At 40.6% G+C, this 23,275-nt stretch carries 17 protein-coding genes and 1 pseudogene; 13 read left to right on the top strand and 5 right to left on the bottom strand.

The features are described 5' to 3' along the window. Nucleotides 1-279: 279 nt before the first annotated feature. The 6 genes from PUND_RS15975 (at nt 280) to der (ending at nt 7,158) form a co-directional block, all read left to right on the top strand. Nucleotides 280-1,149, top strand: a complete 870-nt coding sequence (locus tag PUND_RS15975; protein WP_010389437.1) for a RodZ domain-containing protein — start codon at nt 280-282, stop codon at nt 1,147-1,149. Nucleotides 1,150-1,154: 5 nt separating this feature from the next. Continuing rightward, nucleotides 1,155-2,273, top strand: a complete 1,119-nt coding sequence (ispG, locus tag PUND_RS15970) for a flavodoxin-dependent (E)-4-hydroxy-3-methylbut-2-enyl-diphosphate synthase (protein ID WP_008111348.1) — start codon at nt 1,155-1,157, stop codon at nt 2,271-2,273. A gap of 187 nt (nt 2,274-2,460) precedes the next feature. After that, the gene (gene hisS / locus PUND_RS15965) at nt 2,461-3,741 is read left to right on the top strand and encodes a histidine--tRNA ligase (RefSeq protein WP_010389440.1); all 1,281 of its coding nucleotides are present in this window, start codon (nt 2,461-2,463) and stop codon (nt 3,739-3,741) included. 44 nt (nt 3,742-3,785) lie between these two features. Next, a complete protein-coding gene (locus PUND_RS15960) occupies nt 3,786-4,406 on the top strand; it encodes a YfgM family protein (RefSeq protein ID WP_010389442.1) in 621 nt (206 codons plus the stop codon). A gap of 10 nt (nt 4,407-4,416) precedes the next feature. After that, nucleotides 4,417-5,595 (top strand): outer membrane protein assembly factor BamB, encoded by a 1,179-nt coding sequence (gene bamB / locus PUND_RS15955; protein ID WP_010389443.1) that lies wholly within the window; start codon nt 4,417-4,419, stop codon nt 5,593-5,595. Between the two features lie 93 nt (nt 5,596-5,688). Further along, nucleotides 5,689-7,158 carry a ribosome biogenesis GTPase Der gene (gene der, locus PUND_RS15950; protein ID WP_010389444.1) on the top strand — a complete coding sequence of 490 codons (1,470 nt, stop codon included), beginning with the start codon at nt 5,689-5,691 and terminating at the stop codon, nt 7,156-7,158. Nucleotides 7,159-7,212: 54 nt separating this feature from the next. Here der and PUND_RS15945 read toward each other — a convergent pair whose 3' ends face one another. Beyond that, the gene (locus PUND_RS15945; protein WP_010389445.1) at nt 7,213-7,719 is read right to left on the bottom strand and encodes a TFIIB-type zinc ribbon-containing protein; all 507 of its coding nucleotides are present in this window, start codon (nt 7,717-7,719) and stop codon (nt 7,213-7,215) included. 427 nt (nt 7,720-8,146) lie between these two features. Between PUND_RS15945 and PUND_RS15940 the strand changes: the two genes are divergently transcribed. Next, a complete protein-coding gene (locus tag PUND_RS15940) occupies nt 8,147-9,874 on the top strand; it encodes a DUF885 domain-containing protein (RefSeq protein WP_010389448.1) in 1,728 nt (575 codons plus the stop codon). A 132-nt stretch (nt 9,875-10,006) separates the two neighbouring features. Continuing rightward, nucleotides 10,007-11,317, top strand: a complete 1,311-nt coding sequence (locus tag PUND_RS15935; protein WP_010389450.1) for a DASH family cryptochrome — start codon at nt 10,007-10,009, stop codon at nt 11,315-11,317. A 40-nt stretch (nt 11,318-11,357) separates the two neighbouring features. Here the strand turns inward: PUND_RS15935 and PUND_RS15930 are convergent, their stop codons facing one another. The 3 genes from PUND_RS15930 to PUND_RS15920 all read right to left on the bottom strand — a co-directional run bounded on the left by PUND_RS15930 (nt 11,358) and on the right by PUND_RS15920 (nt 14,833). Next, nucleotides 11,358-11,816: a TlpA family protein disulfide reductase gene (locus PUND_RS15930; RefSeq protein WP_010389451.1), complete on the bottom strand. Its 459-nt coding sequence runs from the start codon at nt 11,814-11,816 to the stop codon at nt 11,358-11,360. 62 nt (nt 11,817-11,878) lie between these two features. Next, on the bottom strand, nt 11,879-13,834 hold the full coding sequence (locus PUND_RS15925; RefSeq protein ID WP_010389452.1) for a hypothetical protein: 1,956 nt from the start codon (nt 13,832-13,834) through the stop codon (nt 11,879-11,881). Nucleotides 13,835-13,954: 120 nt separating this feature from the next. Continuing rightward, nucleotides 13,955-14,833, bottom strand: coding sequence for a LysR family transcriptional regulator (locus PUND_RS15920; RefSeq protein WP_010389453.1), 879 nt, complete (start codon nt 14,831-14,833; stop codon nt 13,955-13,957). Between the two features lie 96 nt (nt 14,834-14,929). On the opposite strand from PUND_RS15920, the gene PUND_RS15915 reads away from it, so the two are divergent. The 5 genes and pseudogenes from PUND_RS15915 to PUND_RS15900 all read left to right on the top strand — a co-directional run bounded on the left by PUND_RS15915 (nt 14,930) and on the right by PUND_RS15900 (nt 20,727). Continuing rightward, nucleotides 14,930-16,498, top strand: coding sequence for an NADH-quinone oxidoreductase subunit L (locus tag PUND_RS15915; RefSeq protein ID WP_010389456.1), 1,569 nt, complete (start codon nt 14,930-14,932; stop codon nt 16,496-16,498). Continuing rightward, nucleotides 16,495-18,921, top strand: coding sequence for a YbcC family protein (locus tag PUND_RS15910; RefSeq protein WP_010389458.1), 2,427 nt, complete (start codon nt 16,495-16,497; stop codon nt 18,919-18,921). Before PUND_RS15915 ends, PUND_RS15910 begins: the two co-directional genes overlap by 4 nt. A 3-nt stretch (nt 18,922-18,924) precedes the next feature. Beyond that, nucleotides 18,925-19,113: a hypothetical protein gene (locus tag PUND_RS18405; protein ID WP_240539528.1), complete on the top strand. Its 189-nt coding sequence runs from the start codon at nt 18,925-18,927 to the stop codon at nt 19,111-19,113. Between the two features lie 46 nt (nt 19,114-19,159). Beyond that, nucleotides 19,160-19,720 (top strand): annotated as a pseudogene (locus PUND_RS15905) (DUF6671 family protein); the annotation flags it as partial. Nucleotides 19,721-19,728: 8 nt separating this feature from the next. Next, on the top strand, nt 19,729-20,727 hold the full coding sequence (locus PUND_RS15900) for an L-threonylcarbamoyladenylate synthase (RefSeq protein WP_010389460.1): 999 nt from the start codon (nt 19,729-19,731) through the stop codon (nt 20,725-20,727). On the opposite strand, the gene PUND_RS15895 is transcribed toward PUND_RS15900, so the two are convergent. Beyond that, the gene (locus PUND_RS15895; RefSeq protein WP_010389463.1) at nt 20,720-22,975 is read right to left on the bottom strand and encodes a bifunctional diguanylate cyclase/phosphodiesterase; all 2,256 of its coding nucleotides are present in this window, start codon (nt 22,973-22,975) and stop codon (nt 20,720-20,722) included. The genes PUND_RS15900 and PUND_RS15895 overlap by 8 nt on opposite strands. Nucleotides 22,976-23,275: the final 300 nt, after the last annotated feature.

Here is a 23,275-nt window from a genome sequence, read left to right as displayed (position 1 = left end):
TTAAGGATGATGTGTAAAAGCCTGTTCTAGGGTAAAGCAATTTAGCATTTCAGTGTGATACAATGCTAAACTGCTACAAATAAGGTGTATTAAAGGACTTAAAAACACATAAATTTTATCTAAACACGGTATAGTTTTTAAGATATTGAATGTAGTCCCTTTTTATAGTGCGCCTTAGTAACAAGAATTAACGAATACCAAAAAATAAAAACGAAGTCTTACTCTGGTTGTTAAGCCAAAACATAAACTTTTACTAGTGGATCCAAACTGATACACATTATGAATGAAGATAATACACAACCGCAGAACGATGAACCCTCTGTAGGTCAAATACTAAAAACACATAGAGAAAATGCAAACATTAGCCTTGCTAAGATTGCATCATTATTAAAGTTGACTGAATCGCAGGTTGAGCATATTGAAAACGACGAATATCATTTACTAGGCGCAAAAACATTTGTTAAAGGCTACATAAAAAATTATTGTCGCACGCTAAACATTGATAGCACTGCTATTTTAACTATGCTGCCAGCCTATAGCACATCAGATAAGCCTGTAGATATGCAAAGCTTTTCAAGACGTACAGAAAAAGAAGCGCATGACAGCCGACTAATGACGGTAAGTTATTTAATTTTAGCCATTGTTATTGGCTCATCAGCCGTATGGTGGTGGCAAAATGCAATGCCTATTGATGAACAAACTAACACTATTAATGCAAATAACTCGCTCATCTCGGAGCAACAAGAAAGCACAAAACTGTTAGCAGAAGCTGCCGATGAAGCACAATCAAATGAGATTGAGCCTGCACCACAAGCAAACTCAACCGTATTCAATGAACAACAAACAATTCAGGCTGCTCCCCTAAACGATGCACAAAGCCAAAGTGAACCAACAAGCAGTGATTTAAGCACTATTATTATGATGTTTAATGACGAAAGCTGGGTTGAAATCCACGATGCCAACGATGAGAAAATTGCATTTGGTGTAAAAAAAGCAGGCTACGAAATGACCTTGACTGGTGTAGCGCCTTTTTCAGTGGTATTAGGCAAGCACGATGTTGTTCGTATTACCCTAAATGGTGAGCCAGTTGATATTTCGGCTTTTCCTAAAAACCGTTTAGCTAAATTTAAATTACCCTTAGCAGAGTAGTCGCTATGTTTTCAGAATCTCCTATAAAACGCAGAAAATCCACCCGCATTAATGTGGGTAATGTTCCAATTGGTGATGGTGCACCAATTGCAGTGCAGTCAATGACTAACACAGACACAATGGACATTGATGCCACTGTAGCTCAAATTCAAGCGATTCAAGATGCCGGTGCTGACATAGTCCGTGTATCTGTTCCAACTATGGATGCCGCTGAAGCATTTAAAAGTATTAAAGAGCAGGTATCGATACCGCTGGTTGCTGATATTCACTTTGACTACCGCATTGCATTAAAAGTAGCAAAGTATGGCGTTGATTGTTTACGTATTAACCCAGGAAACATTGGCAGTGAAGAGCGTATTAGAGCGGTTGTCGACTCAGCCCGTGAGCACAACATTCCAATTCGTATTGGCGTAAATGGTGGATCACTTGAGCGCGACCTACAAGAAAAATACGGCGAGCCAACACCTGAAGCCTTACTTGAGTCGGCTATGCGCCATGTAGATATATTACGTCGCTTAGACTTTGACCAATTTAAAATCTCGGTGAAAGCGTCAGACGTATTTTTAGCGGTTGGCGCGTATCGTCTACTTGCAAAAGAAATCGACCAGCCACTGCATTTAGGTATTACCGAAGCAGGCGGCATGCGCTCTGGCTCGGTTAAATCGGCCGTTGGTTTAGGCATGTTATTGGCTGAAGGTATTGGTGACACGCTGCGTGTATCATTAGCAGCGGATCCAGTTCAAGAAATAAAAGTAGGCTTTGATATATTAAAATCATTGCGTATTCGTTCTCGCGGCATTAATTTTATTGCTTGCCCTAGCTGTTCACGCCAAGAGTTTGATGTAGTAAGCACCATGAATCAACTTGAAGAGCGTTTAGAAGATATTATTGAGCCAGTTTCAGTGTCAGTCATTGGCTGTGTGGTTAACGGACCAGGCGAAGCATTAGTGAGTGATATTGGCCTTGCCGGCGCAAACCGTCGCTCAGGTTTATACATTAATGGCGAACGCCAAAAAGCCCGTATTGATAACAATAATATTGTTGATCAACTTGAAGGCTATGTACGCGATTTCATTGAACAGAAGCAACAACAAACTCCAATCGACATAAAAATCGTAGAGTGATGTGTTGTTACAACACTATGTATTTAAATGACCTTTTTTAGTCGCGGTATTCACAACGTAGTATAAATTACGTACGCTCCGCTACGCTCGCAATTACCTTATAGTTAAGGTTATAATGCAGGGTCGATTTTTTAGTTTTACGTGGTTGCAACCCAGGGTTGCACATAAACAGATTTAGGATTTATCAGTGGCAAAACAAATTCAGGCAGTTCGCGGTATGAACGATTGCCTGCCAGGCGATACGCAAGTTTGGCAGAAAGTAGAACACATTTTACGCGAGACCGTATCATCGTTTGGTTATCAAGAAATTCGTTTTCCAATTGTAGAATCAACCGACCTATTTAAACGCTCTATTGGTGAAGTAACCGATATAGTAGAAAAAGAAATGTACACCTTTGCCGATCGTAACGGCGACAATTTAACTCTGCGCCCAGAAGGGACTGCAGTGTGTGTACGTGCAGGTAACGAAAATGGCCTGTTATACAATCAAGAACAACGCCTTTGGTACATGGGCCCTATGTTTCGCCATGAACGCCCACAAAAAGGTCGTTACCGTCAATTTCATCAGTTTGGTTTAGAGACTTTTGGTATTGCCAGCGCCGATATTGACGCCGAAGTTATTTTACTCACGGCGCAACTTTGGGAAGCATTTGGCATTACTGACCATGTGCGTTTAGAACTTAATTCATTAGGTTCAAACGAAGCTCGCGCACAGTATCGCGATGCCTTAATCGCCTTTTTAGAACAACATACCGATGTACTAGATGAAGATTCAAAACGTCGTATGTACTCTAACCCACTGCGCGTTTTGGATACTAAAAATCCAGATATTCAGGCAATCTTAGTCGATGCACCAAAGTTATCTGAACATTTAGATGCTGAATCAAAAGAACATTTTGAAAATTTATGTGAACGATTAGATGCCGCAGGCGTCAAATACACGGTTAATGAAAAGCTGGTACGTGGCTTAGATTATTACAACCGCACTGTATTTGAATGGGTAACCGACAGCTTAGGTGCACAAGGTACTGTATGTGCTGGTGGTCGTTATGATGGTTTAGTAGAACAATTAGGCGGTAAATCAACCCCTGCGGTAGGTTTCGCGATGGGTTTAGAGCGCTTGGTTTTACTGCTTCAAGCACTTGAATGTGTAGGTGACATACGCCGTAGTGCTGATGTATATTTAGCAGCTATGGGCGACAAAGCCAGTATTCAAGCGCCTATAATTGCATCTACCTTACGTCGTGATGTACCTGGATTACGCGTAATGGTGCACGCTGGCGGTGGTAACTTTAAAAAACAACTTAAACGTGCTGATAAAAGCGATGCTCTCGTCGCAATTATTATCGGTGAAGATGAATTAGAGCAAGGCGTTGTGACTATTAAATACTTACGTGAACGTAAAGAACAAGTCACACTAGAACTAGAACAAGCTAAAACGTTACTTGCAGAACTAATTAATAGCTAAATTATATAAAGCGTAAGTAGTGAAGCGCTTTAACAGAGGTAAGCATGGAAATTTATTCAACAGAAGAACAACAAGCAGAAGCAATTAAACGCTTTTTTCGTGAAAACGGCCTTTCACTAGCGTTAGGCGTTATTGTTGGTTTAGGTGGTTTATATGGCTGGAAAGCATACAACCAAAATCAAATAACGACTGCAGAGCAAGCATCTGATGCATACACTAAGCTTGTTGAAAGCGACAGCGTATTAGCGTCTGCTGATGCATTTATCAGTGAAAACAAAGACACTAAGTACGCAACTCTAGCGGCATTTGTTGCTGCAAAAGAAGCTGTAGATGCCCAAAACTTAGATTTAGCAAATGAAAAATTAAGCTGGATTGTAACTAACGTTGATAACGCCCAGCTTAAAGCCATTGCAACAACACGTTTAGCACGTGTGCAAATTGCTCAGCAGCAATACGATGATGCATTGAGTACATTAAATGCTCCTCTTCCTGAAGCATTTAACGCAAATGTGGCCGAATTAAAAGGTGATATTTACACTCAACAAGGCAATAAAGAGCAAGCACGCGTAGCTTACCAAGCTGCTGTTGATGCAGGTGGATTAACGAGTAATCCTCTTTTACAAATTAAGTTAGATGACCTAGCAGTAACTAGCCCAGCGGCATAAGGTTTTAGGCATGAGAAAAATAACAACAGCAACGCTTGCCCTATGTATGGCAACCCTAATGGGGTGTTCTTCAAGTGATGACGAAGAAGAACTGGTGCTTCCAGAAATAGCCAATCAATTTGAAACTGATGTGGTATGGCAAGAATCAATTGGTAGTGGTGTAGAGCATTACTTTTCACGCTTATCACCTGCTGTTTATAAAGAGACAGTGTATGTTGCTAGCCGTGAAGGCCAAGTAGAAGCCTTATCACTTGCCAATGGCGATACCCAATGGGAAACCGACGTTCGCCAAAATTTATCGTTTTGGCCTTGGAGCGATAACGATAGTGCAAAATTATCAGGCGGAATATTACAAGCTTATGGTAAAATCTATTTAGGCTCTGAACATGGTTATGTAATTGCACTTGACCGTGAGACTGGTAAAGAAGTTTGGCGTAAAAAAGTACCTGGCGAATCACTCTCTAAACCCGCTGCAGGCGATGGCTTAATCTTTGTTAATTTAGCCTCAGGTAAGTTACTTGCGCTTCACCCAGATACTGGTGAAGAACGCTGGAGCTTTGAGCAAGAAGTGCCACCGCTGACTTTACGCGGTCAAAGCTCACCTACTGTGGCTAACGGTGGTGTGTTACTAGGCTTAGAAACAGGTAAGTTAAGTGTTTTAATTTCTGAGAGTGGCTACTCGGCATGGAGTGCAGAAATTGCAGTGCCAAAAGGCGCATCAGAGTTTGAACGTTTAGTTGATGTAGATACGCAGCCGATCATTAGCGGTCCATTTGCTTATGCTATTGCATACAATGGTAACTTATCAGCAGTAGATATTCGTTCAGGTAATGTTGTATGGAAACGTGAATACAGCAGCTACCGTGAAATTAGCATGGATTTGCAAACAATTTACGTTGTTGACAGTAACGGCGTTGTTTATGCACTTGATAAAGATTCGGGCATTGAACGTTGGAGCCAACCCGCTCTACGTGGCTGGTACTTAACAGGCCCAGCGGTTGCCGGTAATTATTTAGCGTTAGGTGACCAAGAAGGCAATTTACATTGGTTAAATAAAGACACTGGCGAGCTAGTATCTCGTGAAGACTTTGACAGCTCAGGTTTTTTTGTTGAGCCCGTTGTCGCTGACGATAAATTGATTTTATACACCCGCGATGGTGAAGTTAGCGCGGTAAAAATACCGAACTAACTGTCTACTATTAGTGTAAGGCACTAATAGTTAATTATTTTTTGTAAGGCTTCGCACTGCGAAGCCTTTTGTTGTTTTTTAAAGAGGTAGTTTATGCTTCCCGTGATCGCTCTTGTAGGGCGACCCAATGTGGGCAAATCCACATTATTTAACCGTTTAACACGTACTCGTGATGCACTCGTTGCCGACTTTCCTGGCTTAACGCGTGATAGAAAATATGGCCAAGCAAATTACGATGGCTTTGAATTTATCGTGGTAGATACGGGCGGTATTGATGGCTCAGAAGAAGGTATCGAAACCGAAATGGCTGATCAGTCATTACTAGCCATTGAAGAAGCGGATATTGTTTTATTTTTAGTTGATGCTCGCGTGGGTATGACAGTGGCTGATCAAGCTATTGCTAACCACTTACGTAAGCAAGAGAAAAAATGTTTTGTTGTTGCCAATAAAACAGACGGCATTGATGCCGACTCAAATTGTGCTGAATTTTATCAACTTTCACTTGGTGAAGTTCATCATATCGCTGCCGCACATGGCCGTGGTATTACTTTACTGCTTGAGCAAACTCTTCAGCCTGTTATTGCTGAACTTGCCGCTCTTGATGAAGATGTAGCCGATGACGATGAAGAACTTATCGACTTATATCAAGAAGGTGAAGAAGATGACACCGATCACCAAGCATTTGCCGACAAGCCGGTAAAGCTGGCAATTATTGGTCGTCCAAATGTTGGTAAGTCAACCCTTACTAACCGCATACTAGGTGAAGATCGGGTTATTGTATACGATATGCCAGGTACAACCCGCGACTCAATTTACATTCCGATGACCCGTAACGACAAAGAATATATTCTTATCGATACCGCTGGTGTGCGTAAACGTAAAAAAGTAAGTGACGTGGTTGAGAAGTTCTCAGTCATTAAAACACTACAAGCAATCGAAGATTGTAACGTTGTGCTACTAGTGGTTGATGCTCGCGATGGTATTTCTGATCAAGACTTAAGCCTGTTAGGTTTTGCGCTTAACTCAGGACGCTCATTGGTTATTGCCGTGAACAAGTGGGATGGCCTAGATAACTACGTTAAAGACCGTATTAAGACGGAGCTTGATCGTCGTTTAGGCTTTATTGATTTTGCCCGCCTACACTTTATCTCTGCTCTGCATGGTACCGGTGTTGGTCATTTATTTGAATCAGTTGACGAAGCGTATGAGTCGGCAACTAAGCGAATTAGTACTGCTATGTTGCGTCGTATTATGGACATGGCACAGGCCGACCACCAGCCGCCACTTGTTCGTGGACGTCGTGTTAAGCTTAAGTATGCGCATGCTGGGGGCTATAACCCGCCACGTATCGTAATTCATGGTAACCAAGTACATGACTTACCTGATAGCTACAAACGCTACCTCATGAACTACTACCGTAAAGCACTTAAGATTATGGGTACGCCAATCAAAATTGAGTTTAGAGAAGGCGATAACCCATTTGCAGGGCGTACTAATAAAGTAACCCTGTCGCAAAAACGTAAAATTCGTGCGTTTAGTAAAGAAAACCGCAATAAGTCATAACGATTTTGATTAAGTCAGTTTAATAAAACGGTGTACTTTATAGTACGCCGTTTTTTATGATTCAAAGTTAAGTAATGCCAATTGCACCAGCCGTTCAACTGTGGTGCCTTGAAGGTTTTTAGGCGCTTTAGGATAATATTTCGATTTTGGCGTTTTAATAGTTATAAACCCATGATTGGTTGCCATTTCGTGGGCTAGCAGTTTTCGTTCTTTGGGTGTTAAATGGTTTTCATGTATTTTGCTTAATTCGCCACTATCAAGCCATATTCCCGCACAGCTAGGGCACTCATCTATTTCAACTGCTTTTAGCGGTGAAAAATACCTACGCATCATCACTATGCTTGGGCATTTAGGGCAATTTACTCGCATTGCGACTTCACCCTCACCTTCGGCATAATTACTTAAATACTTAAGTAAAACCTGACCATGCTTTAACTCTGGCGAGCTAAATTTAAAAATTTGGCTGTTATCGAAAAAAACGCCTCCTAACGACGATGTATAAACAGTGATACCGCCAACTAATATAGACTCCAATGGTGTATTCGTACGAGGGCACAACATTTTCAAAATCCTTTTTATTTTAATACCTACAGTTAAATAGTTATTCTAACGCTTTGTGTATCAGGCCAATTAATGGTGGTAGCAATGTAGTGTGACCTGCCAATACAAACTCATATGCCTCATCTGACATTTTTTTCACGTACAGCGAATAATCCCAATCCATTTTTCTTCATCATAATCGGATTTCGAACCTGCAAAGCTAAGCATGAAATGCTCAATAAATATTTGGGTGTTGGCTATTCGCCTTATCAGTTAGCAAAATACGTTATTAAATATCGCTACTCCAATATGTTTTATTTTAAACACCAGTAAAACAATAAGCTAGACTGCTGTTAAAAACCAACGCATTAATTGAGTGAACTTGTTATTATCGTAAAATAGGCACGCGCATGAATAACAATTAAAACTCTAAAAAGTGAAATTCAACATGTTTAAAAAAACAATTTTAGCTATTTGTTTAGCAGCCACCTCGCTGCCAAGCTTAGCCGACAGTAGCAGCGACTTAACAACCATTATTGATAACCATTGGGAAAATGCGAAAGCAGAAGAAATATTTTTTAGAACCGATCCAGACGGTTGGAAACCAAACGGCACATTGCCAAATTGGAGTGAGCAAGCCATTGCTAAGCGCCAAGCTTACAACAACAGCGTACTAAAAAGCTTAGCCAGCATTGACCCAAAAACACTCAATAGCGAGCAGCTAATGAACTACCGCTTATTTAAATATGAGCGAGAAACAGAGCAGCAAAGCTACCTTTATCAAGATAAGTATTTTCCGGTTAATTTTTTAAGTGGCTGGCATACTTACTTTGCAGAAGCGCCAGCTAACATGGCCTTTTTAACTGCCGAGGATTACGATGCATTTTTAGTTAGCCTTAGTGACTACCCTCGTTTTAATCAGCAAAACATTAATTTAATGAAACAAGGCATTCAAACCGGTTTTACACATTACTGCGAAACGTTTAAAAATTATGGCCAAAGCATTAACGCTCATATAGTTAAACAACCTGAGAATAGCGCCTTATATGAGCCATTTACCCGCATCCCTAATACATTTAGCGCAGCGCAAAAAGAAACTTACCAAAATAAAGCTAAAACATTAATTGCCACAAAAGTTGTGCCTGCTTACGAGCACTTTTACGACTTTTTTGAAAACGAATATATGCCGCACTGTAGAACGCAGCCGGGTATTGCAAGCATCAAAGGTGGCCTTGATTATTACAAGTACACGGTTAATTACTACACCACCACTAATGCTACTCCTAAACAAATTCATGAACTTGGTCTAAAAGAAGTGGCGCGCATTAAAGCACAAATGCAAGCCATTATTGATAGCGTTGGTTTTGAAGGCAGCTACAGCGACTTTTTAAAATTTTTAGCAACCGATGAGCAATTTTACGCAAAAGACGCCCAAGACTTGCTAGAAAAAACCGCTTTTATAACGCAAAAAATGTATGGCAAACTCCCCACTTACTTTGGCCATTTACCGCGTAACACCTTTACTATAAAAGGCTCAGCGAGTCGTGGTGCGTTTTATATGCCACCGCCAGATAACCGCTCACCTGGCACTTACTTTTTAGCCTCAACACCTAAATTGCAGCCTTTATATAATTTAGAAGCACTTAGCCTGCACGAAGCTATTCCTGGGCATCATTTACAAAACGCCATTGCAATGGAGTTAGACGTTCCTGAATTTAGACGCACACTGAGTCACTCAGCATTTGGCGAGGGCTGGGCACTTTATACAGAGCGTTTAGGTAAAGAAGCGGGCTTTTACCAAAGTCCATACAGTGACTTTGGTCGTTTAGGCTACGAAATGTGGCGCGCAGTGCGCTTAGTGGTCGATACCGGTATTCATGCCTTTGGCTGGAGCCGCCAAAAGGCGATTGATTACTTGGCTGAACATACCGCCTTGCCACAAAGCGCCGTGGAAGATCAAATAGACCGCTATATTTCATGGCCAGGCCAAGCGCTTTCATACAAAATGGGCGAAATTAAAATACGCGAACTGCGTGCAAAAGCCGAAAAACAGCTAGGCGCTAAATTTGATATACGCAGCTTTCACGACACCGTTATTGGTCAAGGTTCACTTCCTATGGCGGTACTTGAAGATGTAATTAACGACTGGATAGCACAGCAAAAATTAGCTATCTAAGATACAACGGAAACAAATTGAGAGGCGGTATTATTATCGCCTCTTTTTAAAGCCCTATTAAACACCTCAAAACTAATCTCTGCTCGCTTTTGCTTCGTAAAATAAATGATTTTAAAAAACCAGAGCATAAGTATGAAAAAGCGTATTCTGTATTGGCTGCAAAATGACTTGCGCATTGACGACAACCCCATACTCAATGATTTATCACAGCAACAATGTGAGTTGGACCTGGTCTTTGTGATTAACCCTGCTTGGTTTAAAAGCAATAACTACCAACAAAAAACCTATGGTGTCCACAAACAACGCTTTTTAATGCAAAGCCTATATGAGCTACAGGAGTCTGTTTTAGAGCTTGGCCAAACTTTACATATTATTGAAGGCGATCCAGTTGAGGTATTAACACAGCGTATTAATGAGCTTAGTATTGACGAAGTTGTATATAGCCAGCAAATAGGTGTATATGAACAGCGCCAAATTAGTGCTCTTAAGTCAAAATGCACTACTGTGGTATTTAAATCTGTGATGCAAGATACTTTATATCAACAACAGCAACTGCCCTTTGAACTAGCTAATTTACCAACCGGCTTTACACCTTTTAGAAAAAAAATTGAAGCGGCAGAAATTAGTTTAGCCACACATGCATTTTCAGCAGCAAGATTGCCTCCACCTATTATACTTTGCGCAAAACAACCGATAGAAAAGCCAGCAACAGGGAATACACAATTACTTGGTGGGCATCAGGCTGCGCTTGAGCACTGCCAGCAGTACTTTTCATCGGCTTTACCGAGTAGCTATAAAATCACTCGCAATGAGCTGGATGGCTTTGATAACTCAACAAAATTTAGTAGTTGGTTGGCTTTTGGCTGTATTAGTGCCAAGCAAGTTTTTTGTGCTGTAGATGCTTATGAAGCGCAGTATGGAGCAAATGAGTCAACTTACTGGATCAAGTTTGAATTGCTCTGGCGTGAGTATTTTAAGTGGCATGCGATTAATGTTAAGCATCAGTTATTTACCTTTAAAGGTAAGAAACAAAGCTCGCCACTTACCACGTTTAGCCCGAATCGTTTTGCTAAATGGTGCCAAGGCAGTACACCTTACCCGTTAGTTAATGCCATTATGAAAGAGCTAAACGCAACAGGCTTTATTAGCAATCGCTCAAGACAAATCGTTGCTAGCTGTTTAGTAAACGAACTACAACTAGACTGGCGTTATGGTGCGGCTTACTTTGAGCAACAGTTAATCGATTACGATGTGGCGTCGAATTGGGGTAATTGGCAATATATTGCTGGAGTTGGTGTTGATCCGCGCGGCGGACGTCACTTTAATTTGCAAAAACAAACCCAGCAATATGATCCGCACGGTGTATACATTGCCAAGTGGCAAGGAAATGAGCATTGCGATGCACAATTAGATGACTTAGACGCCGCTGATTGGCCAGTGTAAAAATAAAACCTCGAACATGATATTGGCTAGCTGACTCTCGTTATAAGCCTAAGGTTAAACCTTGGGCGAGAGTGCCGCTGGGTTTTTCTACTACGCGGTTAACTTCAACCCCGTTATGCTTAACAACAAAAGTGGGGGTATATTGTAAGTCATGCGCGAGAGCAATACCGGCCTCATCACGTTTATTATAACCGACTGTAACAAAGGTTATTTTCGAAAGTTTAACCTTCGATTCATCGAGTAACTTTATTAATCGAGGTACTTCACGGGCACTGTCATGACACCACGTACCTAAAAGCACTAACACCTCTTTACCTGCTAGTTTTTGCATCAATGCAACGTCTTGCGGTGTGGGCGAAAATGTTTGGTATTGTTTAGCAAATTTATCGTGCTCGCTTAATAAACGCTTAGCAGAAATAGCGTCCGAGTGTGGTTTGAGCGTTGCATTCACTGCCAGTGGTAAACTCAACATTAAAAGTAAAATTAATTGTTTAAACATAATCTTATACTTAAATAGTGTTTTAGTTACTATACCCACAATCGAGCTTAAGTAAATAAAAGTTACTTGCTTTTATCCATAAAATCATCCACTTGTGATAAAACGGCTAAGTACTCACGTTTGACTTCTTTGTTTTGTTCTAATTTATCTAAATCACCGATTAACGTTACTAATTGCGTATGTGAATAACTCGATGTTGTCCTAAACTCGTTCGACGCCCCCACACCACTGAGTCGTTTTCTTTCATCCATACGATGACTATCTTCATTTTTCTCGAGCCAAATATCGTTAATAAGACGAATATTACTCTCACTGGTGGATGTTTCTTTCAATTCCTTTTTTAGCTCGTATTGAGATATTTCGGGATTAAACTGATACACTTTTTTATCTACATCCACCTCATGAGCCTGATCAAGGGCAACCAATTCGTTATTTTTTACAGCGGTACCAATAGTGTAATTTTCTTGTTTATCATAATAATCAGGAGGGATGTCTGAGCGGTTACCTTCTTCATAATTAAAACGCGTGCTCGCCGTTTTATCTTGAGTAACCCCAGTTAACCCTGCTGATTTTTGGTGTTCTGTATTTTGACTCAGCTTTGTGGTGCTTGTTGCTATGTAATCCCCCTGATCCATTGCAAAAGAGAATTTTGCATCAAAATCAGCTAACTTAGAAATACCATCACCTAAGGAATTTTTATTACTACTACCTAGCCCTTGGTAGCGCGGATCTTTGGTGATCATGTTGTCAACTAAATTAGCGACAAGCTCGCGTCCATTACTAAACTGCTTTGTAGCAACCGACTCAATTTCACTATAGCGCTCAGCAGCTGATGACATACTACTAAACGCACTTTTAAAAACAGCCAACCCTTGTTTCATCACTTCATCACTTTTGTGACCAAACGCAGAACGTGTACTTTTCTCAGAGCTATTGAGCTGGCTATCTTCTAAGCTTTTATCGAGCGCTTTTATGTATTGTTGCATTTGGCTTTTGTCTTGAGCGCCAATAGTTGACATATCAAGCGAAAAATCAATATTGTTTTGTCCGTTTACCGATTCAAACTCCAGTATTTGCTGCTCAGAATCCTCATCAAGGGTATAACTTAAATTAAGCTCATTATCTATTCCAAGGAGCGCTCCATCAGCATCGCCAGTATTTCCCTCTGACGTTGAAAAGTACAAATCAAAACCCGAAAGTTCTTTATTATCAAAATTGCTCAGAAAACTTAAATCTAAATCAGCTTGGTTTGCGGGTACGTAACGACTGTAAGCGCTTTGTTTAGCCTTAAAAAATTCATCCGCCATTTCACCAACACCAGAAAGTACTTGCGTTAATGCTTGGTGTTCAGTCTCAGATAAGTCGCCATCTACTTCATAACTTATGCTAAATTCGTCAGTGGTTTCGCCTGTTTCCTCATCATAACCTTGCGCAGAATGAAAGGTGATTTTAATAACATCACCTTCTTTGGTTTTTACCGAAAGCTCAAACCCATAGTTATCATCGTCTTCAAATCGCTCGCGATTAAAGCTTTCCATGAAAGGATTAAGTGAGCGTTCAACACGCTGTTGGCTAGATGCTAAAAATGTTTTTTGATTAAATCCCAGTTGCCCCAAGTTTGATAAAATATCGCTAGTGTTGGCATAAGCACCTTGGATATTTTTTACAGAAGAATTTAAGCGCTCAATTAACTGATCGCTACGTTCGTTTTTTAATAAGCCCTCTTGCTGAGAGCTTATTACCGTACGTAGTGCAACCTCTTCACTAGAGAGCTTATAATTTGGGCCACTGGGTGTGCTGGAAATCGTGAGTAACGAGGATAATTGCTGATTAAGTATTTCATCGACTTGTTGGTCACTAAACTGACTAAGCATTTCATCAGTGATTGTTGCCGAACTTGGCGCTAAGTGAGCACGCGATTGCAAACCTGTGGGCATACTGGTTTGGTTTGAATTATTGACCGATTGGGCAAGCAACGCATTTAAGTTAGCATAATTGCCTTGTAGTTTATTAACCATGATTATCCTTAATCTTCAGTACAATATAAGTACGGTATCGGCCAACGAATTAAAAGCTTTAATTATTTTTTTATTATTCAAATATAAAGTATTAACGCAAAAAACATTTTTTAAAAGTAATTAGCAGGTTTTGGCAAGCAGCGACTTTAATATGTCTGGTACAAATTTTCGCTGCGCGGTAATGGCATAGAAGTGTTCGAAAGCATCGGGTAAACGCTGATATTCAACCAGTAGGCCTTGTTCAATTTCATCCTTTACTACAACTGATGGCAATACCGATAACGCACCACTATCACGGGCAAGTAATCGCAGCATAGCCATATCATCAGCCTCTGCTTTTATTTTTGGCTGATACTGCCAACGAGCACACAAAGCATTAAATGAGTCTCTAATAGCTGAGGTTTTAGCGGGTAACACCCACTGTGCATCCGTGTAACCTGCTGGAAATTGGCCACGTATTTTTTTATCAGCTGGACCCACTATGGCTAATGGCTGGCGAGATACCAACTGACTTTGCCAAAGCTGATCGTAGTGCTCAAGCCCGATGGGTTTATTAGTTAAAACTAAATCCAGTTCGTGTTCGGCCAAGCCATTTAACAGCCCATCCATACGCCCTGCAGTCAGCGAAAAGCGCACTTCGTCATTGCTCATTAAGGGATTTATAAACTCTTCGATAAAGTTACGCGAGAGCGTATTGAGTACCCCGATTGATAAATGCTGGGTTTGCGAAATCACTCCTTTATGAATAAAAGAAGATAACTCCTCACCTTTAGTAAATATATCGTTGGCGTACATTTGCACCCGCTTTCCCATATCGGTTAATGCGAGTGTGCGGCCTTTACGTTCAAATAACTCAATATTAATGGTGTGCTCTAATTGTTTTATTTGCGTAGAGAGCGCTGACTGTGACAAATGCAGCTCTTTCGCGGCTTGGGTTAAGTTACCAATACGAGCAACCGACCAAAAATAATATAAGTGATGATAATTTAAACGGCTCATTATTGTTCTCTTTTATAGAACGTTTATATGCATTATATCTATTTTTATTTAGTTATCTAGTTTGCCATACTTTGATCACTAAATAAGGAGCACTGAATGAGTGAGTATATTATTTCGTTGTTACTGCTAATAATGCCTTTGAGCACATTTATAGCAGCCTGGTTAATTGGCCAACAATCGCGCGCTTCAAATGGTCATGTGCTGTTTAAAGTAATGGTGTTTAATAGCATTGCATTTATAACAGCTATTACGCTTCATCAAATTTATGCTTTTAATTTACTCAGTTTCTTATCGCTGACCATGACCCGAATTATTATGCTGGGGCTTATATTATTTATCACGCTGATATTAATTCGCTTTTGTAAGCACTATATGCAAGGTGAGCCACGTGTAAACTACTTTTGGCGATGGCTACTACTTACCATCACTGCCGTATTAGTTGTGGTTATGAGCAACCACTTAGCGCTATTTTGGCTAGGCTGGGTGGCGATAAGTTTAGCACTACATAAACTATTAATGTTTTACCCTGAGCGCCCTCGAGCGGTGCTCGCCGCCCATAAAAAATTTATTGTGGCACGTGTTGCCGAATCCTTATTACTGATTGCATTTGGTATTTTGTGGTTCATTCACAATAGTCTGTACATAAGTGATATAACCGCCTTTTATAACACCACCACACAACCACTGTCTTTTGCAGAGCAAGTCGCCGCTTTTTTAATTGCCTTTGCGGCTTTAATAAAATGCGCTCAACTCCCAATACACGGCTGGCTAATTAAAGTGGTTGAAGTACCCACACCGGTGAGCGCTTTATTACATGCCGGAGTCATTAATTTAGGAGGCTTTTTATTAATTTTATTTGCGCCTTTGTTTATTCAAGCTAGCGCAGCACAATGGTTAATTTTAATTGTTGCTGGTTTAACTACAGTGATCAGCGCATTAATAATGACCACTAGAATAAGCGTTAAAGTTCGGCTTGCTTGGTCTACCAGTGCGCAAATGGGCTTAATGCTGGTAGAGTGTGCGCTGGGGTTATTTGAACTGGCTCTGCTTCACCTTGTTACCCACTCAACTTATAAAGCTTTCGCATTTTTAAACTCAGGTAATGGCGTAAATGAAGATCTGATCCGCCGCCATATTCCAAAACAATCACCCGCATGCTTTGCTTGGTTAACAAGTGCGTTAATTTCAATAATAATAGTTGGCGCAGCATGGGTTATTAGCTCTTATCAGGGAGCGGTAAGTATTTGGTTGCTTTTAGCATCAGCATTAACCATTTTGCTTGCTAATCAGCATGGTACGGCTACGGCTAAAACACGCAGTAAAAAACTGTTAATTGCACTATTAGTGGTCTTTAGCTATGTGGCCGCTAAAAATACCTTTGCGTTTGCACTTCCCCTTGAGCAGTGGCGTGAACCTGCATTTAGCCTAGCCGACAGTTGGGTAATAGCTCTTATTTTAACCTTAATGATAGCAAGCTACTATTTGCGTTATCAGTCTTGGCGACCTCAGGTTAAGTCATTATCCACTTTATTATTTGCAGGCTTGTATTTGGATGAGTGGTTTACACGATTAACACTAAAAATATGGCCGATAAATTTGCCTAATAATGGCCACACTGATTTAAAAAATCATGCCGCTGGGATCACTATTGAGGAATCAAAATGAGCACTCTAACGCATTCAGATAATAGAGCACTCTCGCTAAGCGACAGTCAAAATAGCCTACTTAATAAAGTATGCGGTTACATAGCACCAAACTGGCCGTTAGATCAGATGATTGCAGTAAACCCATTTTGGGAAATGCGCCATATGCCAATTGAAGATGTAAGCGCACGACTAGATACCTTATGTAATGCCAACATGCTGATGTCTAAGGATTTTTATCTACAAAAATATAATGCTGGCATGATTACCGACAAACACTTAGCCGATGCCGCAACGCTACTTAATAGTGACTTTAATAAAGAGCAACTATTACAAGCGCTTAGAGTTGATGTGCCATTAGTAGACTGGCACAACATTGCTGATTTACTCGACCAACAACGTAATAAGCATAAAATGGCTTGGCATGATGAAATTACTCATCAGTTGAGTCAGTTTTGTGCTGCACATTATCAACAACTCGGCCCTATGCTGCATCGTAATGATACTAAAGCCCCATCTGAATTATATCGCCATTGGCTTACTGTTATTCAAGCTGATAAAGGCATTAGCATTGTTATGGATGAACGGCATTTAAATGGCTATTTTAAGCAATTACCCACATCCGCTGATGAACTAATTGCACTGACTCTTAAAACGCTTAACATAGATAATGACTCGTTAGAGTTATACGCGCACTCATTGCTCTTAGATATTAACGGTTGGGCATCGTGGCTTGCGTATTTACGTTTTCAAGGTCAGCTTTACGACACCCCAACAGATGAGATGAAGCAACTTCTGGCCATGCGCATGGCATGGGACTTAGTAATTTGGCAATACCTGACCGATCACGATAGTGCTACATTTAAACAACTGCAAAGCCAGTGGCAACAAGAAAAGGCGCTTGTTGTTGAGCGCTTACATGCACATAAATTAGCACAAAAGCCATTATGGGTGTGGGCAAAAGCAATGGAACTCAGCTTTCAATATCCGCTTAATGAGGCTCTGCAAACCGCGACAAAAGCCCCCGTGACAAACGCTCAATTACAAGCAGTGTTTTGTATTGATGTTCGCTCGGAAGTGATTCGCCGTGCGCTAGAGTCTCAAAGTCAACATATTGAAACGTTTGGCTTTGCCGGTTTTTTTGGTTTACCGCTGGAATATCAAGAAAATGGCAGTGCTATTACTCGCTCACAGCTCCCTGGGCTACTTAAACCGGCTATACATGCCACGCAAACTCACAAAGACGCGACACTTGAAGCATCACGCCAAAATAGTGCCACATGGCAAAGCTGGTCAAAATCGGCCCCTTCATCGTTTTCTATGGTTGAGTCAGCAGGCTGGCTGTATGCATTTAAATTAATAAAAAATACCTTTTTATCTAAAGGCGATGCTAAAAAGTGCACTCCGACTGACTGGCAATTAACACAAAACCAGCAGCAACTTACCCTAAAAGACAAAACCGATTTAGCCCAAAAAGTGCTTACAACTCTAGGTATAAAAGAGTTAGCACCACAGGTAATGTTAGTGGGTCACGCTAGCCATACAACAAATAACTTACACAGTGCTGGCCTAGATTGCGGCGCCTGTGGCGGACAAAGTGGTGAAGTAAATGTACGAGTACTCGCAAGCCTACTTAACGATGCTCAAGTACGTCAAGCGCTTAAAACTCGGGGACTCACACTGTCAGAAAATACCCAGTTTATTGCAGCCATTCATAATACAACCACAGATGTGATCACCACCTATGATGCTCAACTGGATGATAATCTAAAAAAATGGCTCAGTGTGGCAACACAAACCGCTCAGCGCGAGCGCTTAGTTAATATAGAGCCAAAGCTGGTTGATAAATCAGCGGATGAAATTAATCACGCTTATCATCAACGCGCCCGCGATTGGTCGCAGGTGCGCCCTGAATGGGGGCTTGCAAATAATGCCGCCTTTATTGTCGCGCCGCGCTCATGGACGCGAAGTATTAACTTACAGGGGCGCTGTTTTTTACACGATTATGATTGGGAAAGCGATGGCGACTTTGCAATATTAGAGCTTATTATGACTGCGCCTATGATAGTCACCCATTGGATCAATAGCCAATATAATGCCTCGGTTAACGATAATCACAAATACGGCAGTGGTAATAAAATACTTCACAATGCGGTGGGCGGTAATATTGGCTTATTTGAAGGTAACGGTGGCGACCTGCGCATAGGCTTAGCCATGCAATCGCTACACAATGGCGATAAATGGATGCACGAACCTATTCGCCTTAATGTATATATTGCTGCGCCACAATCAGCAATCGCAGCAATTTATAACAAGCATACTATGGTGAAGGAACTAATTGATAACCACTGGCTAACACTCATTCGTTGGGGCGATGACAACACCTTAGAGCGCTTTGAAAACGGGCACTTCACTACAGTTGCCCCCTCTAAAGAGCGAGCATGATCAATGTTAAAGGCCGTCATAGCCACTAAACATAAAAAAGCACCTCTGATCGCCCCTGCATTAAAGCCACTTGGCTATAATGTGGTAACAACCAGTCTATTTGATACCGACACGCTAGGGATGTTTACTAATGAAGTGCAGCGTGATTGTAGCGCCCAAATAGCGGCATTAACAAAAGCTCAACGCGTGTGAACTCACTGGCGAGCAATGTGGGCTTGGTCGTGAAGGCAGCTTTGGAGGTGGACCATACCCTGGGTTAATGAACTGGGACGAAGAAGTAATCTGTTTTTACGATAAACACACAGACATCGCTATTTATGGACATGCAGGCGGGCCTTTTTCACCCAGCAGCTTAACCATCAACAGCGAGACTAATGTTGAATCAATTATTGCTGCATGCCAGCGTTATAAAGAGCAACACTGGATACTTGATGACACTCAAACACTTTATAAAGGGCTAAGCTTTGAAGGCTTGGTTGCTTTATTTAAAGAGAAAGCGCCCAAAGCCGGCATAATCACGCCTGATTTAAGAGCTATGTATAGTGGGCAACGCCAAGCTATTATTTGTCTTGCTGCCGAGGACTTAGCAAGGCGGTTGGCATCAAAATGTCCACAATGCCAGCGTGCTAACTTTGTTGCCAAACAACTCACTAAAGGCTTGCTCTGTGAGCTGTGTAACATGCCCACACAACAAGTAAAATCAACAACCTCTTTGTGTGATTGCTGCGGCTACAACCATATTGAAGCGAATGAAAAACACGTGGCTGATGCAACATATTGCCAGTTTTGTAATCCTTAAGAGTTATTATGACATCATTACAACCAACTCAATTATTAAATACTGAAGAGCGTATTAACCAAGCCGTTGCATTATTAAAAGCCGGCGAATGCGTCGCTTTACCCACAGAAACTGTTTATGGTCTAGCTGCAGATGCGACTAACAGAGATGCCGTAGCAAAAATATTTATCGCGAAAGGACGCCCAACAAATCATCCGCTCATTGTGCATATTCCCAATCAGTCGCATGTGCACCACTGGGCAAAAAATGTAAATAAGGCGGCCATCACGCTTGCTGATGCATTTTGGCCCGGCCCACTCACCCTAATTTTAAATGCTAAAGATGATTTAAACAGTCCGGTAACAGGCGGCTTGCCCACCATTGGGCTTCGCGTGCCTGCGCACCCTGAGTTTTTAGCGGTATTAAAGCAATTAAACACCGGTCTTGCAGCTCCCTCGGCTAATCGCTATAAGCAATTGAGCCCAATCAGTGCAGCTCATGTAATGCGCGATTTGAATGGTCGAATTAGTGCGGTATTACAAGGAGGTGAATGTAATGTAGGTATTGAATCGACCATTGTAGATGCAAGCTCACAGCAGTTACGCATATTACGCCCAGGACCAATTTCAGCAGCTGATATTTTGCAAAAAACTGGACTGCATGTCAGCACGCCACATTCACATAACGAAGTGGTACCGGGTAATGTAAAAGCGCATTATCAGCCTAATGCCCCTGCCATGTTGGCTAATACTGAAGATTTCGCTAAAATTTTGAGTGAAAACTCTCAGGGTAAAAGTCACTATTTAATCTATTCGACTCAAGTGCAACAGCAATTATTAGCGAACGACATTCCATCCGAACGTATTACTAAGCTAAGTAGTTGCCCTATTGAATACGCTAAAAATATGTATAAAGCACTGCATCTTATTGATGAGAAAACACCATTGAATATTTATATCGAAAAACCGCCAGTAGGCAGTGAGTGGGCTGCAGTGAATGACCGACTTAGTCGCGCGGCTACTAGTTAGCTTGCAGGTATTCAATTACAGAGGTCGCATTCACAGGTTTGTAAAAGTAATACCCCTGAAAACGTTTACAGCCAATATCCACTAACATATCAAATTGTGCCTGCTCTTCCACGCCTTCAGCGATAACACTTAAGTTATGGCTGTTGGCAATGGCGATAATACTTTGCACCATACTGTTAGACTTAGGGTCTATTAAAATATCATCTACAAAGCTTTTATCTATTTTCAGTTCATCTATGGGTAAGCGCCTTAATAAACTCAGTGATGAATAACCTGTACCAAAATCATCCATCGAGAAGCGTATCCCTCTAGATTTTAAGCTATTTATCGTATCAATCACATGCTCAAGGTTATCCATAAACAGTGACTCTGTAATTTCTAAGATTATACTTTGCGGGGCAACATTATGGGTTTCTATGCTTTGCAATAATGTTGTAATGAAAGCACTGCTTTGAAATTGCATCACTGAAATGTTGATTGCTAATTCAAGAGGGGTATCGCTGTGTTGTTGCATCTTTGCAAATTCACTAATAGAACGCGCTAAAACAAAGTCACCTATTTTAAATATTAAATCACTTTGTTCTGCAATAGCAATAAACTCGGCAGGTGAAACCATACCCAATTCACCGTCATGCCAACGAATAAGTGCTTCCATAGCATGGATTTTTCCCTGTTCATTCACTTGGCACTGATAGACCATAGAGAATGATTGTTCACTTAGCGCTACATTTAATCGCTCTTCTACTTTTAAACGGCGCAAATAAGCTTGTTTTATATCTGCATGGTAATGGCACAGCCATTGCCCTGTATCTTTTGCCCATTGATTAGCCAAATGCGCACTGCGGACCAGCTTACTTTTGGTTATGCCATGCTCTGGGTAGTTGGCCACACCGACACTCATATTTAAAGGACGTTCGGTATTTTTGGTTTCATATTGTTCAATAGAAGATGCTAATATTTGTTCAAAAGCGTGCCTATTTTGCTCATCCGATAAATGCGGTGTAATAATGCAAAACTCATTACCACTGTTTCTAAAAACTAGGTATGGAACTGCGAATGTAGCTTGCAACATTGCGGCATAGGCTTTAATTGCCTTATCGCCATACTCCATACCAAAGCGATTATTCATTGAGCGTAAATTGGTAATGTTTATGATTGCTAGACTAAAAGATGTCTCTTTTTTTGCTTCAAAGCTATCACGCAGTGCTTTTCGATTGGGTAACTTTGTTAAATCGTCGTTCCGAGAAAGGTAAAACAGTTCATCAACTCGTTTTTGCTCAGCACGAGCAATAAACCTAAAACCAAAATATAACACCGTACAAATCAGTAAATAGATTAAAAAATACCAGCATACCTTCCAATAAAAGACGTTTTTTATTGGCTCCATTGCCCGATTTGAGAGTGTCCATAATTGATAGCGATTATCAAATTTTGCAGAGGTTAAATAAGGCTTACCACCTACATGTGTATCAATACTAAACACCTCTTCTGAGGATTTAAATATTTCTTTATCCTTGCCTGTTTGCTTTATCAAAGCATTATCAGATAACCCTAATGCCTGCTTAATTTTGGTTTTTGTATAGCTAGCTATATCTGCATCTTTTACGGAACTGTATTGAATAAAACCATCAATTTCTCTTGCTAGCATTATGTAATCGTCACTATTACTTTGCAAAATATTGAGGTATTTAGCGCCTCTTGATACCGCCATCCCTGCAGTCATTACAGCAATCACAGTGCCACTTTTGTTTCGTAATGACTTCCTTATTGGAATAACCCATTCTTGTAACGATAGATTAAAATAAGTTTGCCCTAACACCATTTTGTCTGAGCTAAGGGTTTGTGAAAAACTTTGGCGGGTTTTTTCATTTTCTTTCAGATTAATCATTGTTGAGGCATTTAAATTTGAGCTGTAGTAAATAATTTCCCCTTGGGGATTAAACAGTCCAAAGCCTAATAACACAGGATTCTCTAGTAAAATATTGTCGAGAAGTTTAATTGTTGATGTTTTTTCGGTTAAGTTATTGTTTGAAAGGATGTCTCTGCCAATTAAATCCAGCATAAGTTCTTTATTTCTAAGGGTGCTTTTAAGTGCTTGCGCAGAAAATTCGACACGGTTTTGGGAGTTTGTGCGGTATTCTTTTTCGATATTTCGCCATTCATAAGCCAACAAAACACTTAATAGGACTAGACCGCCCAATAGCAAAAAACAAAAGAGTTTCCATAAATTATTTTTTATTAGTGCCATCTAATTTCTCACAACCCGTTTGGTAGTGTGTTATGTATTTGGGCCCTTAAATGCACTTTATGGCTAGCTTAGTTTTTTTTCAAGCTATTTTATTGCAAAGTTGAGAAAAACACATAAAAAAACGCCCATTATTTAACATTAAAAATAAAATAAATTAACAATAAAGTTGGTAAGTGTTTTATTTTATTGTTAAGACAAGGCTCGTATACATTTGAACCCGGTAAACTGTATTTACGTTTATCGCAGAGGTTATTGAGCGACTATTATAGTTTATTTATTAAATATAATATTGATTTAAAA

This window comes from Pseudoalteromonas undina (assembly GCF_000238275.3).
Lineage (GTDB): Bacteria > Pseudomonadota > Gammaproteobacteria > Enterobacterales > Alteromonadaceae > Pseudoalteromonas > Pseudoalteromonas undina.
Note: the sequence above shows the minus strand (reverse complement) of the source record. Positions and strands in the feature narration are given on the sequence as shown.

Bases quoted from the DNA above. Each gene is read 5' to 3' on its own strand.
- PUND_RS15975 (WP_010389437.1), top strand. From the start codon at position 280: ATGAATGAAGATAATACACAACCGCAGAACGATGAACCCTCTGTAGGT.
- ispG (WP_008111348.1), top strand. From the start codon at position 1,155: ATGTTTTCAGAATCTCCTATAAAACGCAGAAAATCCACCCGCATTAAT.
- PUND_RS15960 (WP_010389442.1), top strand. From the start codon at position 3,786: ATGGAAATTTATTCAACAGAAGAACAACAAGCAGAAGCAATTAAACGC.
- bamB (WP_010389443.1), top strand. From the start codon at position 4,417: ATGAGAAAAATAACAACAGCAACGCTTGCCCTATGTATGGCAACCCTA.
- der (WP_010389444.1), top strand. From the start codon at position 5,689: ATGCTTCCCGTGATCGCTCTTGTAGGGCGACCCAATGTGGGCAAATCC.
- PUND_RS15945 (WP_010389445.1), bottom strand. From the start codon at position 7,719: ATGTTGTGCCCTCGTACGAATACACCATTGGAGTCTATATTAGTTGGC.
- PUND_RS15940 (WP_010389448.1), top strand. From the start codon at position 8,147: ATGTTTAAAAAAACAATTTTAGCTATTTGTTTAGCAGCCACCTCGCTG.
- PUND_RS15935 (WP_010389450.1), top strand. From the start codon at position 10,007: ATGAAAAAGCGTATTCTGTATTGGCTGCAAAATGACTTGCGCATTGAC.
- PUND_RS15930 (WP_010389451.1), bottom strand. From the start codon at position 11,816: ATGTTTAAACAATTAATTTTACTTTTAATGTTGAGTTTACCACTGGCA.
- PUND_RS15925 (WP_010389452.1), bottom strand. From the start codon at position 13,834: ATGGTTAATAAACTACAAGGCAATTATGCTAACTTAAATGCGTTGCTT.
- PUND_RS15920 (WP_010389453.1), bottom strand. From the start codon at position 14,833: ATGAGCCGTTTAAATTATCATCACTTATATTATTTTTGGTCGGTTGCT.
- PUND_RS15915 (WP_010389456.1), top strand. From the start codon at position 14,930: ATGAGTGAGTATATTATTTCGTTGTTACTGCTAATAATGCCTTTGAGC.
- PUND_RS15910 (WP_010389458.1), top strand. From the start codon at position 16,495: ATGAGCACTCTAACGCATTCAGATAATAGAGCACTCTCGCTAAGCGAC.
- PUND_RS18405 (WP_240539528.1), top strand. From the start codon at position 18,925: ATGTTAAAGGCCGTCATAGCCACTAAACATAAAAAAGCACCTCTGATC.
- PUND_RS15900 (WP_010389460.1), top strand. From the start codon at position 19,729: ATGACATCATTACAACCAACTCAATTATTAAATACTGAAGAGCGTATT.
- PUND_RS15895 (WP_010389463.1), bottom strand. From the start codon at position 22,975: ATGGCACTAATAAAAAATAATTTATGGAAACTCTTTTGTTTTTTGCTA.